The sequence below is a fragment of the Pseudomonas sp. MS19 genome (assembly GCF_013277615.1).
GTDB lineage: Bacteria > Pseudomonadota > Gammaproteobacteria > Pseudomonadales > Pseudomonadaceae > Aquipseudomonas > Aquipseudomonas marincola.
The window spans coordinates 622,615-637,028 of sequence record NZ_VBTO01000005.1 but is presented as its reverse complement, the minus strand read 5'-3'; the positions used below and the strand labels follow the sequence as shown (position 1 = coordinate 637,028).

Annotated in this window: 14 protein-coding genes; 5 read left to right on the top strand and 9 right to left on the bottom strand. The window is 57.0% G+C overall.

The genetic code is table 11. The features are described from left to right. Nucleotides 1–92: 92 nt before the first annotated feature. From FEZ62_RS05365 to FEZ62_RS05350, 4 genes are all read right to left on the bottom strand, one after another. Nucleotides 93–620: a cupredoxin family protein gene (locus tag FEZ62_RS05365; protein ID WP_239655570.1), complete on the bottom strand. Its 528-nt coding sequence runs from the start codon at nt 618–620 to the stop codon at nt 93–95. A 47-nt stretch (nt 621–667) separates the two neighbouring features. Beyond that, on the bottom strand, nt 668–973 hold the full coding sequence (locus FEZ62_RS05360; RefSeq protein ID WP_172927055.1) for a hypothetical protein: 306 nt from the start codon (nt 971–973) through the stop codon (nt 668–670). A gap of 114 nt (nt 974–1,087) precedes the next feature. Continuing rightward, on the bottom strand, nt 1,088–1,690 hold the full coding sequence (locus FEZ62_RS05355) for a glutathione S-transferase family protein (RefSeq protein ID WP_172927054.1): 603 nt from the start codon (nt 1,688–1,690) through the stop codon (nt 1,088–1,090). Nucleotides 1,691–1,786: 96 nt separating this feature from the next. Next, a complete protein-coding gene (locus tag FEZ62_RS05350) occupies nt 1,787–2,953 on the bottom strand; it encodes a PLP-dependent aminotransferase family protein (RefSeq protein WP_069899820.1) in 1,167 nt (388 codons plus the stop codon). 82 nt (nt 2,954–3,035) lie between these two features. Here FEZ62_RS05350 and FEZ62_RS05345 point away from each other — a divergent pair, with 82 nt between their 5' ends. From FEZ62_RS05345 to FEZ62_RS05335, 3 genes are all read left to right on the top strand, one after another. Next, nucleotides 3,036–3,470 carry a MarR family transcriptional regulator gene (locus FEZ62_RS05345; RefSeq protein ID WP_069899821.1) on the top strand — a complete coding sequence of 145 codons (435 nt, stop codon included), beginning with the start codon at nt 3,036–3,038 and terminating at the stop codon, nt 3,468–3,470. 121 nt (nt 3,471–3,591) lie between these two features. Then, entirely contained in the window at nt 3,592–4,206 is a 615-nt protein-coding gene (locus FEZ62_RS05340) for a LysE family translocator (protein ID WP_172927053.1), read from the top strand. Next, nucleotides 4,206–5,405, top strand: a complete 1,200-nt coding sequence (locus FEZ62_RS05335) for a benzoate/H(+) symporter BenE family transporter (protein WP_172927052.1) — start codon at nt 4,206–4,208, stop codon at nt 5,403–5,405. Before FEZ62_RS05340 ends, FEZ62_RS05335 begins: the two co-directional genes overlap by 1 nt. A 6-nt stretch (nt 5,406–5,411) precedes the next feature. Here FEZ62_RS05335 and FEZ62_RS05330 read toward each other — a convergent pair whose 3' ends face one another. Both FEZ62_RS05330 and FEZ62_RS05325 read right to left on the bottom strand, forming a co-directional pair. Continuing rightward, nucleotides 5,412–6,896 carry a transporter substrate-binding domain-containing protein gene (locus FEZ62_RS05330; RefSeq protein ID WP_172927051.1) on the bottom strand — a complete coding sequence of 495 codons (1,485 nt, stop codon included), beginning with the start codon at nt 6,894–6,896 and terminating at the stop codon, nt 5,412–5,414. 123 nt (nt 6,897–7,019) lie between these two features. Beyond that, nucleotides 7,020–7,781: an SDR family oxidoreductase gene (locus FEZ62_RS05325; protein WP_172927050.1), complete on the bottom strand. Its 762-nt coding sequence runs from the start codon at nt 7,779–7,781 to the stop codon at nt 7,020–7,022. 264 nt (nt 7,782–8,045) lie between these two features. Between FEZ62_RS05325 and FEZ62_RS05320 the strand changes: the two genes are divergently transcribed. After that, the gene (locus tag FEZ62_RS05320) at nt 8,046–9,050 is read left to right on the top strand and encodes an NADP-dependent oxidoreductase (protein WP_172927049.1); all 1,005 of its coding nucleotides are present in this window, start codon (nt 8,046–8,048) and stop codon (nt 9,048–9,050) included. Nucleotides 9,051–9,124: 74 nt separating this feature from the next. On the opposite strand, the gene FEZ62_RS05315 is transcribed toward FEZ62_RS05320, so the two are convergent. From FEZ62_RS05315 to FEZ62_RS05305, 3 genes are all read right to left on the bottom strand, one after another. Next, entirely contained in the window at nt 9,125–9,904 is a 780-nt protein-coding gene (locus FEZ62_RS05315; RefSeq protein ID WP_069899883.1) for an ABC transporter permease, read from the bottom strand. An 11-nt stretch (nt 9,905–9,915) separates the two neighbouring features. Beyond that, nucleotides 9,916–10,848, bottom strand: a complete 933-nt coding sequence (locus tag FEZ62_RS05310; RefSeq protein ID WP_069899827.1) for an ABC transporter ATP-binding protein — start codon at nt 10,846–10,848, stop codon at nt 9,916–9,918. A gap of 232 nt (nt 10,849–11,080) precedes the next feature. After that, a complete protein-coding gene (locus tag FEZ62_RS05305) occupies nt 11,081–11,749 on the bottom strand; it encodes a transglutaminase family protein (protein ID WP_172927048.1) in 669 nt (222 codons plus the stop codon). A gap of 155 nt (nt 11,750–11,904) precedes the next feature. Between FEZ62_RS05305 and FEZ62_RS05300 the strand changes: the two genes are divergently transcribed. After that, nucleotides 11,905–14,352 carry an acyl-CoA dehydrogenase gene (locus tag FEZ62_RS05300; protein ID WP_172927047.1) on the top strand — a complete coding sequence of 816 codons (2,448 nt, stop codon included), beginning with the start codon at nt 11,905–11,907 and terminating at the stop codon, nt 14,350–14,352. Nucleotides 14,353–14,414 lie beyond the last annotated feature (62 nt).

The following is a 14,414-nucleotide window of genomic DNA, read 5'->3' as shown; positions in this document are numbered from 1 at the left end:
AAACCTTATTCAGGACGGGACACGCACAATAAAAAGGGCCACTGCGTTTTACCGCAGCGGCCCTTTTTAGTTAACGCAGATTTGCCTGAACGCTACTGGGACGCAGCAACCACGTTGACCTTGCCGACCATGCCAGCCTGATAATGCCCGGCTATCAAGCAGGCAAAATCAAATACTCCGGTGCGGTTGAAGTTCCAGATCATCTCTCCAGTCTCACCCGGCGCTACATGCACCATGTACGGCTGGTGATGCTCCATTTGCACATTGCTGGCCATCATGGCCGCATGCGCATCCAGTTCGGCCTGCGTGCCCAGTACATATTCGTGCACGACCTTGCCGTCGTTATGCAGCACCACGCGGATGGTTTCACCCTCTTGCACGTCGAACTTGGCGGGCACAAACATCATCTGATCATTCATGCGCAGCTCGACAGTGCGCGTGACCAGCGCTTCATTGCCGGCAATACCCCACGGCTTTTGCTGGTTCACCTGGGTGTGCTCACCTTGCATATCGTGATGCATCGCATGGGAGTCGTCGTGACCTTGGGCGGCCATTGCGGAGCTGGCCATGCTGATTGCAGTCGCGACTGCAACCATGGAAAAAGTCATGCTGGTAAACATATTCAATCCTCAATAACTGATAAAAACTCGGCACATGCGGGAGTTGATCAGCCGCGCGGAGGCGGTAAGGCAATCTCTGGAATATGTTGACTGAACAAGCTGTCGGGTATGACGACAGGTTTGGCTGCCTGCAACGGCGCCACCCCTGTCAGCGATGCGCTTTGCAGCAATGTACCGGTGCACACCTGACAATGGCTGCACGGTGTAAGTGATGAATCAGGGCAATGTTCAGCGGCTGAACTGGCAGACGGCGACAAGCTCTGGCAGTGGTCATTTGTACTCGCAGCATTGTTCATTACCGGCAGGCAAAGGGCAAATACAACCAGCAGTACGAAACGAACAAAGCTCGACATTGGCGCTCTGGCGAAGAAGTTTAAGCGCGGCATTATCCGCTATTTAGTGCCCACACGGGATGACTTGCCCGAGGCATTTTGTCATCCCGTGTTGCGCAGCTAGCGCTGAGACTATCAGCCGAACATAGTGACATGTTTGGGATGGCTGGCAACGCGCTCGAGCCAACCACGGATCGCCGGAAACTCGGCCAGATCAAATCCGCCTTCATCGGCGACATGGGTGTAGGCATACAGCGCGATATCGGCGATGGAGTATTGCGAACCCACCAGATATTCGGTTTGCTGCAATTGCTTTTCCATCACCCGCAGCGCCTTGTAGCCAAGCTTCTGGCAGCGCTGATATTCATCCATGCGCTCGGCAGGCATGCCTTGATAGAGCTGGATAAAGCGCGCAACCGCCACATTCGGCTCGTGGCTATATTGCTCGAAGAACTGCCACTGCAGCACCTGAGTGCGCAGGCGCGGCTCGACGGGCAAGAATCCGGTGCCATCGGCGAGGTAATTCAGAATCGCGTTGGATTCCCACAAGCAGGTGCCATCTTCAAGCTCAAGCACCGGAATCTTGCCGTTGGGGTTCTTGGCCAGAAACGCTTCGCCCTGGGTCTCGCACTTGAGAATATCGATTGCGATCCACTCGTATGGCAAGCCCAGCAGGTGCAGCATCAACTTGACCTTGTAGCAGTTGCCCGAACGCAGATCACCGTAAACCTTCAACATAACCAGCCTCCTCTACTGTGCAGCACTGAGAAATCAGCCCTGACGCTCCCTATCATTCAAAACCCGGGGCCGGCATCACAGCCCGCCCCGCCCGCCTCACGCTGCCAGACTGGCCTGCGCTTCACGGATTACCTGTGCAAGACGCTTAAGACCTTCACCCAGGCGCTCTGGCGCCACGTGGCTGAAGTTCAAGCGTAGATGACCCGGATTCTGCTCGGGATCAATAAAGAACGGTTCGCCCGGCATGAACGCAACATTCTGCGCCAACGCCGGTGCCAGCAATGTACGGGTATCAAGTGGCTGCTTGAGTGTCAGCCAGAAGAACAACCCGCCTTGCGGCACTTGCCAGTCAGCCAGATCAGCGAAATGCTCTTCCAGGCACGCCTGCATCGCATCACGACGCTGACGATAGAAGTCACGCAACTGCGCCAGATGATCGCGATGCTGCTGGCTGCCCAGCCACTGCAGCGCCTGCCACTGACCTACACGGTTAGTGTGCAGGTCTGCCGACTGTTTCAGGCGCAGCAGGTACGGATACAGATCTGGTGTTGCAATCAGGTAGCCCACACGCAGACCGGGCAACAAGGTTTTCGACACGGTACCGGTGTAGATCCAGCTGGCTTTTTTCAGGCGGCTGACGATCGGGGTTGCGCTGCCCGCATCAAATACCAGATCACGGTACGGCTCATCTTCAATCAAAGTCACGCCGAACTCATCGAGCAACGCCGCCACAGCATCACGCTTGGCTTCGCTGTAACGCACCGCGGATGGGTTCTGGAAAGTGGGAATCAGGTAGGCAAACGCCGGCTTGTGCGCTTCAAGACGCTGGCGCAAGGCGTCGAGCATTGGGCCATCCGACTCTTGCGGCACGGCAATGCAATCTGCGCCAAACAACTGGAATGCCTGCAACGCGGCCAGATAGGTCGGCGCTTCAACCAACACTTCGGTGCCCGGATCAATGAACAGTTTACTGGCCAGATCGAGGGTCTGCTGTGAGCCGCTGACGATCAAAACCTGGCTGGCATCGCACGGAACGCCCAGCGCACGCGCCTCGGCGGCGATCACTTCACGCAGTGCCGGCTCGCCTTCGCTCATGCCGTACTGGCCCATGCTGGTGGGCATGTCGGCCCACTCGACTTTCGGCAACATGGGTTCTGCCGGCAAGCCGCCAGCAAATGACATGACTTCCGGGCGCTGCGCTGCCGCCAGAATTTCGCGGATCAGGGAGCTTTTGAGGCGAGCAACACGTTCAGAGAAAGCCATTCATATCACCAGTAGCACGAGTCGGGGGAAATAGGTCAAACTGCTTGACTGAAACTACGCTGACTTGAGTAGATACGTCAATATGCTTGACCTTAAAAATCCGACCGCTCAGCAAGCTGCGATGGAAGCATTTTTCTTTGGTTATCAGGCGTTCACCGCCAAAGCCGATGAAATGCTGGCGCGCCGTGGGCTGTCACGCGTGCATCATCGCATCCTGTTTTTCATCGCTCGCCATCCCGGCTTGAGCGTTAAAGAATTGCTCGGCTATCTGGGCGTCAGCAAGCAGGCACTGAGTACTCCGCTGCGCCAATTGCTGGAAATGCATCTGGTGCAGAGCGTCACCGCCAACGACGACAAGCGTAAGCGTTTGCTCGACTTCACCGCTGAAGGCGCAAAACTGGAAAAAGCCCTGCGCCGCGAACAGACCCGCCTGCTGCAGAAGGCTTTTGGCGAAACAGGTGAAGCCGCCGCGCAAAGCTGGATACAAGTGAATCTGGCGCTGGGTAAAAGCCGCTAGAACAGCTTTAGGGTTACAGTGATAAAGCTGGAACTGTATCGGTCGATTTGCTCCATGGCTGTACGGCGACGAAGGCTCAAACAGCGCTTAGGCTCTGTATTCGTCTCCCGAGGCCATCATCATGACCGCTGAATTACTCGTCGCCTTTATCGCGTTCGCCTTCGTTACTTCTGTAACGCCCGGCCCCAACAACATGATGCTGCTGACCTCGGGCGTGAACTTCGGCCTGCGTCGCAGCGTGCCGCACATGCTGGGGATTAGCCTCGGTTTTATGGTGCTGGTGATCGCCGTCGGCCTTGGGCTTGGCGAGTTGTTCACTCAATTCCCGCCCCTGTATGAAGTGCTGCGTTATCTCGGCGCCGCCTATCTTTTGTATCTGGCCTGGAAAATCTCAGGCTCGGGCGCTCCGAGCAGTGATGTCACCGCCAATGCAAAACCCTTTACCTTCTTGCAGGCGGCGGCGTTTCAATGGGTAAATCCCAAGGCCTGGGTCATGGCCATTGGCGCGATTACCACTTACACCCCGCATGAGAACTTTCTGTTCAATGTGCTGCTGATTGCCGGCCTGTTTGCGCTGGTAAACTGCCCAAGCGTGGCCATCTGGACCGTTGCCGGCAGCATGTTGCGCAAGTGGCTGAGCAATCCGCGGGTTTTGCGGGTTTTCAATATCGGCATGGCGTTGCTGCTGGTGGCATCGCTCTACCCGATTCTGGTTGATGTGAAAGGAACAATTTGATGGCTGAAGCTGCACAAACCCCGCTGCGACCACTCGCTGACAGTTCTGCCTCTGCCGTAGTGGCAGGCTTCATCGCAATGCTCACCGGCTACACCAGTTCCCTGGTACTGATGTTTCAGGCAGGCCAGGCCGCCGGTTTGAGTAATGGCCAGATCTCCTCCTGGATCTGGGCACTGTCAATTGGCATGGCCATCACCTGCATCGGCTTGTCTTTGCGTTATCGGGCGCCCGTGATGATCGCGTGGTCGACGCCAGGTGCCGCGCTGCTCATCAGCAGCTTGCCGGGCGTGCCATACAGCGAGGCGATTGGCGCGTACATCATCTGTTCAGGCTTGATCGTGATATGCGGCATGACCGGCAGCTTCGACCGTTTCATGCGCCACATACCTGCCTCTATCGCGGCGGCGCTGCTGGCGGGTGTGCTGTTCAAAATAGGCCTCGAAATTTGTGTCGCCGCCGAGCAGCAACCGGTTCTGGTGATGAGCATGTTGCTCGCCTATCTGCTCGGCAAGCGCCTGATGCCACGTTATGCGGTGCTGGCGGCACTGGTTGTCGGCTGCGTGCTGGCAGGGGTTTTCGGCCTGCTCAACTTCGAGAATTTTCATCTGGAATTGGCAACACCGGTCTGGACCACACCGAGCTTCTCGCTGGCCGCGACCATCAGCATCGGCATCCCGTTGTTCATTGTGGCCATGACTTCGCAGAACCTGCCTGGCATGGCGGTCTTGCGCGCTAACGGTTATCAGGTGCCGGCTTCGCCACTGCTCAACACCACCGGGATTTTCTCGATTCTGCTGGCACCATTCGGCTCGCACGGCATTCACATGGCCGCCATCAGCGCCGCGATTTGCGCGGGCCCGGAAGCCCATGAAGACCCGAGCAAACGCTACACAGCTGCCGTCTGGTGCGGAGTGTTTTACGGCATTGCCGGTATCTTCGGCGCAACCATGGCGGCGCTGTTTGCAGCTCTGCCGAAAGCCTTGATCCTGTCGATTGCCGCGCTGGCGCTGTTCGCCTCGATCATCGGCGGCCTGACCCAGGCCATGAGCGTGCCCAAAGAACGTGAAGCGGCATTGATCACCTTTCTGGTGACAGCTTCGGGGATGACGCTGTTCTCGGTAGGCTCAGCATTCTGGGGGATCGTCGCGGGCCTGCTGACACTGGTGATTCTCAACGCCGGCAAGAAAGACCCCGCCTAAGCCGGCTCAGGGACTGGTCGTGGCGTCTTGTAAAAGCTGGCGCTGCTGCGCCAATTTGTAGGCCACGTAGTACTTATAGATATTGCCGACGTAGTCCACGGTTTCGCGGCCGACAATGCGCGCGGCGCCATGTTCGACGTTGCCAAACCAGACATCGCGGTCAAGCCCGGACTTTTCCGCGAGCCGGCGAAATTTGCGTAAATTGGTTGGCCCCGCGTTGTATGCAGCGAAGGCCATCAGCACCTTGTTGGTCGGCGAGATACCGGGCTCATCGAGGTACTTTTGTTCCAGCAAGCGTAAATACTTAGCGCCCGCCTCCACGTTATTGTCCGCACTCTTGGCGACATTCTTAATGCCAACTTGCGGGTCTGCTGCCGTGCTTGGCAGGATCTGCATAACCCCGACTGCCCCGTTCGGGCTGCGTGCCTGCTGATCCAACCGCGATTCCTGGTATCCCTGCGCCATGAGCATCAGGTAATCGAAATCGTAGGTTTGCGCATGCTTCTTGAATATCTCGACCAGCGACTTGAACTTGGCCAACTCGCGCGCAGAAGTCGGGTCCACGATAGAGGTCTGCTCAAGGTAATCTTTGCGCAGGCTGTTACCGAACAAGGTGCCGACTTTGTGCGCTTCAACAAACTTGTCTAATTGCTTTTTAAGGTGCGGATTGTCCGGGCGAATCGCCCAGGCAAACGCAGAACCCTCATGCACTTTTACCGCCTCGTTGATCTGCATGTCCGGATACAGCCCAGACCATGCTTCGGCGATATAGTGGTCGGCTACCGTCGCCGGAATAACCCCGACGTTGACCATTTCCAGCAGGTCTTCGGTTTCCAGATTCTCATCGACCAACTGAATATCAATCGGCTTGAGCCCTTGCGCCTGAAAGGTTTTATTGAGTTCGGTAAGGTGCTCGAAATAACTACTGGAGCGGCGCACCATCACCTGACGCCCCGCTAGTTGCGCCACTTCGGTTACCGGTTCAGTGCCTGGCGCACTGACCCAGAGCTCGCCAACGCTGACTGTAAACGGCGCGGTGAAGGCGACTTGTGCAGAGCGCTTGTCGGTGATGACCAAACCACCAGCAGCAATGTCGCCCTGCCCTTTGAGTAACTGGCTGATCAGTTCATCACGCGCCACCGGAATCAGCATCACCTGCCAGCGAACAGCAGCTTTGGGATCAGCATGATTTTTATTCAACCAGGCCGCCAGCGCTACGCTGAGGTCGTAGCTGATGCCGGCTTGCTGGCCGCGATCGACGCTGTAAAAGCTCTTGCTGTAGGGCACCAGCACCCGGACCATATGGCGTTTTTGCATGCCGGCAAAATCACCCGTCCAGAGCTTGGGCAAAGGCAGCACCAAGGCATCGACTTCGGCCTCTTCGGCCACACTCAACTCATCATCCTCAGTCGTTGAGAGCGCCACGCCAACAGCGAATGTAACGCAAAAAACGATGCCCACTGCCCACAATGCAAGGCGCTTGATTTGCATGCTCGTCACTCGTTTACCGGGATATTGATTAAAGCTCAAATCCACCCAACTGACGAACCAGCCCTTCGGACTTGCAGGGGCTCGCGCGGGCCTGAGAGCACCGCTCGCGCCCTGCTCACGGGATCAAATCGCCGTTGCGCCGCCATCAACCGCCAGCGCATGCCCGGTGGTGAACGCAGCTTCATCGCTGCACAGGTACATCACGGCTGCGGCAATTTCCTCGACCCGGCCAATGCGGCCGACCGGATGCATGGCAGCGGCAAACTCCGCCTTGCGCGGATCGGCTTCATAGGCGCGGCGGAACATGTCGGTATCGATCACCGCCGGGCATACGGCATTGACCCGAATTTTCTTCTTGGCGTATTCGACAGCCGCCGACTTGGTCAGGCCGATTACCGCGTGCTTGGAAGCGCTGTAAATACTCATCTTCGGTGCAGCGCCCAGGCCGGCAACCGACGCTGTATTGACGATGGCACCCGCGCCTTGAGCCAGCAAGAGCGGCAATTGATGCTTCATGCACAGCCACACGCCTTTAACGTTGACGTTCATGATCGCATCGAACTCGGACTCGTTACCGTCGGCCAGCTTGCCTTGCTCGATTTCGATGCCGGCATTGTTGAAGGCATAGTCGAGACGCCCAAAGGCGGCGATGGTTTGCTGCATCAGCGCCTGCACTTCGGCATCACGGGTTACGTCGCAAGGTACAAACACCGCTTCACCGCCGGCAGCCTGAATCTGCCCAACAGTGGCCTCACCGCCAGCGCTATCGAGATCAGACACCACAACTTTAAGCCCCGCCCCGGCGAACGCCAAAGCAGTTGCACGACCAATACCGGCTGCCCCGCCTGTTACCAGCGCAACCTCTCCCGAATAGCTCAAGCCCATGGGTGTATCCTCTGTTTGAATAGTTATGCGCCGAGTCTAGGCTGATCAGTTATCGGCGCCCCAGCACTATCAGAAAGGCGTTTATTGCTTGATCGACTTGAGTGATTAAGACCCCGATCCAATCATCACTCAAATGTATCAGTCAGCATTCTGCGCCCAGGCAACACTTGCCGATAGCACGCAGGACGGCTATCACCTATGCATCGCACTCTGCGCAATTTTTGCGTGGGCAAAATCCGCTGCAGTACAACAAGAGATCTCACCATGTCCGCTTCGATCAATCGCCAATTCCTGCTTGCTCAGCGCCCTGTCGGCCTGCCTTCGCGCGAAACATTCGAGTTTGTTGAAACGCCGCTGGGTGAACCTGCCGACGGTCAGATCCTGGTCAAGAACGCCTATCTGTCGCTCGACCCGGCCATGCGCGGTTGGATGAACGACGCCAAGTCGTACATCCCACCAGTAGGTTTGGGTGATGTAATGCGTGCACTGGGCGTGGGCGAAGTGGTTGCCTCCAAGCACCCTGATTACGCCGTGGGCGACTTTGTAAACGGCGCCCTCGGTGTTCAGGATTATTACCTTGGCGCGCCGAGCGGCTTCTACAAGGTAGACCCCAAGCGCGCTCCGCTGCCGCTGTATCTCTCGGCACTGGGCATGACCGGCATGACCGCCTACTTCGCCCTATTGGATGTAGGCGCACCCAAGGCCGGTGACACCGTGGTTATTTCTGGCGCAGCCGGTGCTGTTGGCAGCGTTGCCGGGCAGATCGCCAAGATCAAGGGCTGCCGCGTGATCGGCATTGCCGGTGGCGCCGAGAAGAGCAAGTTCCTGATTGACGAACTGGGCTTCGACGGCGCTATCGATTACAAGAACGAAGACCTCAACGAGGCATTGAAGCGCGAATGCCCGAAAGGCATCAATGTGTACTTCGATAACGTCGGCGGCGACATTCTCGATGCCGTGCTCACCCGCATCGCCCCGAAAGCCCGCATCGTGATCTGCGGCGCTATCAGCCAGTACAACAACAAGGAAGCGGTAAAAGGCCCTTCCAACTACCTGTCACTGCTGGTTAACCGCGCACGCATGGAAGGCTTCGTGGTGATGGATTACGTCTCGCAGTATCAGGCAGCCGCCGCTGAAATGGCCAGCTGGCTGGCGGATGGCAAACTCAAATCCAAAGAGGATGTTGTCAGCGGTCTGGAGACTTTCCCTGAGACACTGCTGAAACTGTTCAGCGGGGAAAACTTCGGCAAACTGGTGCTCAAGGTCTGACTCTCAAGCCCGACTGACGCCGCATAAAAAAGGCCAGAGCAATTGCTCTGGCCTTTTACGTTGCGCAGCGATTATTACTGGCGCATACCGCGACCGCTAACCAGCAGGCGCACGCAGGCGAAGTACAGCACGATGGTCGCCACCAACATGAAGCCAATGGCAACGCCGATGCTGATATCCGACACCCCGAGAATGCCGTAACGGAAGGCGTTCACCATGTGCAGAACCGGGTTGGCCATCGACACGGTTTGCCAGAACGGCGGCAACAGCGAGATCGAGTAAAACACCCCGCCAAGATAGGTCAGCGGCGTCAGCACGAAGGTCGGAATAATCGAAATGTCGTCGAAGTTACGCGCGAACACTGCGTTGATGAATCCACACAGCGAGAAGATTGTCGCCGTCATCAGAACCACCAGAACGGTCAGGCCCAGATGATGAACCTGCAGGTGAGTGAAGAACAGAGACAACAACGTGACGATCAAGCCGACCAGCAAACCACGCGCAACGCCGCCGATGACATAACCGATAAGAATGATGTGCGGCGACACCGGCGACACCATCAGCTCTTCGATTGAACGCTGGAACTTGCTGCCGAAGAAGCTCGACACCACGTTGCCGTACGAGTTGGTAATCACCGACATCATGATCAGCCCCGGAACGATGTATTCCATGTAGCTGAAGCCGCCCATGTCACCGATCTGACGGCCGATCAAATTACCAAAGATCACAAAATACAGGACCATGGTAATCGCCGGCGGCAGCAGTGTCTGCGGCCAGATGCGGGTGAAACGGCGTATCTCGCGCACGACAATTGTGCGCAGCGCCACCATATTGGCGGCCAGTTCCGAGGTCATTTGCGGAGCACTCATTTAGGGGCCTTTACCAGATTTTTCTCTACCAGAGAAACGAACAGCTCCTCCAGGCGATTGGTTTTGTTGCGCAGGCTGCAAACATCGATATTCAGCGCGGAGAGCTGCTGGAACAGATCGGTCATGCCCTGGGTTTTCTCAACCTGAACTTCGAGGGTGTGATCATCAATCAGACGGGTCGGGTAACCCTGCAACTGCGGCGCGGCTTGCAACGTTGTGGTCAGGTCGAGCAGGAAAGTCTCGACATGCAGCTTTTGCAGCAGTTCACGCATGCTGGTGTTTTCGACGATACGGCCGTGGTCGATGATGCCGATGTTGCGGCACAGCTGTTCGGCTTCTTCGAGGTAATGGGTGGTCAGAATGATGGTAATGCCGCGCTCGTTAAGCCCGGTCAGAAACGACCACATGGAACGACGCAACTCGATATCGACGCCCGCAGTGGGCTCATCGAGAATCAGCAGGCGCGGCTCATGGACCAGCGCACGGGCAATCATCAAACGGCGCTTCATTCCGCCCGAAAGTTCGCGAGAAGCCACGTTGCGCTTGTCCCACAAGCCCAGCTGCTTGAGGTACTGCTCAGCGCGCTCCTTGGCCAGACGCGGTGGAATGCCGTAGTAACCCGCCTGGGTCACGACGATGTCGAAGACCTTTTCAAACTGGTTAAAGTTGAACTCTTGCGGCACCACGCCAATGCTGCGCTTGAGTTGCGCCGGATTGGTGTCCAGGTCATTGCCGAAGATTTTCACGCTGCCGCTGGTTTTATTAACCAGGGTCGAGAGAATCCCGATGGTGGTGGATTTACCGGCGCCATTGGGGCCGAGCAATGCGAAAAAATCGCCTTCGGCAACATCCAGATCCAGGCCATGCAGGGCCTGGAATCCGTTGCCGTAGGTTTTGGTCAACTGCCGGATGGACAGAGCGGTAGTCATAAAAAATGTGCACGCCTGATAAGAAGGAAAACATCGGCTGCCATGCAATGCGCAGCAACAAAACCAGCCAAGTCTAGCGCTAAGCAAACTTGAACGCAGTGATTGCTGAACAAGAGTCGAGTCTGATTGGCACTGCACGTGCAATCATCAAGCAACCTTTGGAGGGTTGCCAGACTAGCACTGCCAGCGAAATAGTGAAGGCCTTGAAGCTGATGTTATCCATCACCGAGATTCATGGAACACTCGCAAGGCTGGCCTCTTGGGCGAAATCTCCGCGTATGTTCAACGTCTCGCCATTGAACAAATGCGGGTAGATCTTGCGCAAATGCGCATAGAACAAATCCACCGGCAAGTCAGCGAACTGGCCGTGGTCGGTCAGGTACTCCATGTAGCGCTGGCCCTGAGCGTTGAACCGGTGAAACACGCTGTCATTGATGCCGTCGAACTCAAGCGCGGCCACCCCAAATATCTCGCACAGCTCGCGGTTAAACGTAGGAGTGGCCTTGACCCAGCGGCCATGCAAATACAACTCGGTGTAACCATGCATGGCAAACACCTCGGTGCGCAGCGCCTCAAGCAGGCGGGCAGTCGCCAGATGATTGCGCACATCAGCCAAGCCTATGCGCGAGGGGATGTTGCAGTGGCGCGCGCATGCCGCAAGCAAAATCGCCTTGGGCACACAGTAATTCTCGGGCTGGTTTACCGCGCAGCTGGCAGTCAGGCTTTGGGGATCAAGGCTCAGCACATAGGGGTTATAACGAATACCATCGCGTACAGCGTTGTACAGATTAATCGCCACCTGCACAGGGTCACGAGTGGCACCGCGTGCCCGTTCAGCGAACTCAACCACGGCTGGGTGGTCACTATTAATGAATCGGCCGGGCAGTAAATAGTCGTTCATGGCATTCACTCTGGTTTTTATAGAGTTTACCCATGGCATATTCGCCGTTAAAACGGCAAACCGGCCAAGTTCGCCGCGCTTATCGCCACACCGGCGCTGATGAGGGCTAAGCTCGTAGAGCGCAGTACGCATTGCGCCATCATGGAGGAGTCAGAATGCTTGTAGTCTGGTTGATCGTTTTAGTCGTAGGTGTGGCTTATATCGCCCACCGGCGCACCCCACCCTTAATTGCTCTGGCAATTGTCGCGGCCTATCTATTGGCCATGGCGACATGGAGCCACGCACCTACTTTGCTGATGGCAGTGTTCTGGGTGCTCTGGCTGATGGTTGCCCTGCCCCTGGCGTTGCCCGAACAACGCCGCCAGTGGCTGACCAAACCGCTGTTCAAATGGTTCAAGAAAGTTCTCCCACCCATGTCCGCCACCGAGCGCGAGGCTATCGAAGCCGGCACGGTGTGGTGGGATGGCCAACTATTCAGCGGTCGTCCGGACTGGGACACACTGCTGTCTTACCCGAAGGCCAAGCTGACTGAAGAGGAACAAGCGTTTCTTGATGGCCCGACTGAAGAGTTGTGCGCCATGGTCACTGACTGGGAGATCGGCCAGCAGATGGACCTGCCGGAAAAAGCCTGGCAACACATTAAGGAGCACGGCTTCTTCGCCCTGATCATTCCTAAAGAATATGGCGGCAAGGGCTTCTCGGCCTACGCACACTCGCAAGTGGCAATGAAGCTTGCGACCCGCAGCGGTGACCTCGCCTCCACTGTTATGGTGCCTAACTCTCTCGGCCCCGCCGAACTGTTGTTGCACTACGGCACTGAAGAGCAGCGCAACCATTACCTGCCACGTCTGGCCAGCGGTGAAGATATTCCCTGCTTCGGTCTTACTGGCCCCCTCGCCGGCTCCGATGCGGGCGCGATGCCGGATGTTGGCATCATCTGCAAGGGTGAATGGGAAGGTAAAGAAGTCATCGGCATGCGCCTGACCTGGGAGAAGCGATACATCACCCTCGGGCCGGTTGCGACCCTGCTTGGCCTCGCGTTCAAGGCACTCGACCCCGATCACTTGCTTGGCGACAAGGAAGACCTCGGCATCAGCCTTGCGCTGATTCCGACCGAAACGCCGGGCGTTGAAATTGGTCGCCGTCACCTGCCTTTGGGCGCCGCCTTCATGAACGGGCCGAACTCGGGCAAGGATGTTTTCCTGCCGCTCGAATACCTGATCGGTGGCCCGGAGTATTTGGGTAAAGGCTGGATGATGCTGATGAACTGCCTGTCTGTCGGGCGTTCAATCTCGCTACCTGCTGTCGGCACTGGCGCAGCCAAGTTCACCAGCATGGTGACGGGCCAATATTCAGAGATTCGCGAGCAGTTCAATGTGCCGATCAGCGCATTTGAAGGTATTCAGGAAGCTCTGGCGCGCATTGGCGGCAACGCCTGGATGATGGACAGTGCCCGTATCCTGACCGCCAACGCAGTCGATCTTGGCGAGAAGCCGTCCGTTCTCTCGGCCATTCTCAAGTATCACCTGACTGAGCGCGGCCGCGAATGCATCAGCCACGCAATGGATGTGCACGGCGGTAAAGGCATCATCATGGGGCCGAATAATTATCTGGGCCGTTCATGGCAAGGTGCGCCGATCTTCATCACGGTTGAAGGGGCCAACATCCTCTCGCGCAACCTGATGATCTTCGGTCAGGGCGCCATTCGCTGCCATCCGTTTGTACTCAAGGAAATGCAGCTGGCCAATGAACCGGATCAAGACCAGGCCTTGGTCGAGTTCGATGAATTGCTCATGCAGCACATTGGGTTTGCAGTCGGCAACTTTGCCAGCACGCTGGTGTTGGGCCTCAAGCTTGACGCCCTGAAAACCCAGCCGGGCGATGGCCTCAGCGCCAGGTATTTCCGCTCACTGGATCGTCTGTCGGCCGCATTCGCCATGCTCGCAGACATGAGCATGATGCTGCTGGGTGGTGAGCTGAAGCGCCGCGAGCGTTTGTCTGCGCGTCTTGGCGATGTACTGAGCCATCTGTATCTGGCATCGGCATCACTCAAGCGTTACCACGATCTGGATTACCCGGAGCATTCCCGCGTATTCGTAACCTGGGCACTGGAAGAGAGCCTGAGCAAAGCCGAAGAAGCACTCGACGGCATACTCAGCAACTTCCCGAACAAGTGGCTGGGCTGCGCATTGCGCATCATCGTGTTCCCACTGGGTCGCCAGCACAAAGGCCCAAGCGATGCTCTGGATGCAGAGATTGCCGAGATTCTGGGTCGCAACAAAGGTGATCCGGCGCTAGAGGAAGTGCTAGAGGGTTGCTTCCGCCCACAAGACAACAAGGATGCAGTCGGCGCGCTGCAGTTTGCACTTGACCAACTGGAAGCGGCCAAGCCGTTGCACAAGCAACTGCACAAAGCGCTGAAAGCAGGCGAAGTCGAAGAAGTCCCCGGGCAGAACCTGATTGCAGCGGCTGTTTCGGCCGGGGTTTTCACCGAGGAGCAAGCCGAGCAGTTGCAACAGGCTGAAAACGCCCGACGCGTAGTGATCGATGTCGATGACTTCAGCAAGGACGAACTGAAACTCAGCCGCAGCAAAGTGCGTTAATGCTGCACCGGTAACAGCCACTAACGGCTAATTTGATCAACCGCACGACAGCGGGCGCCGCG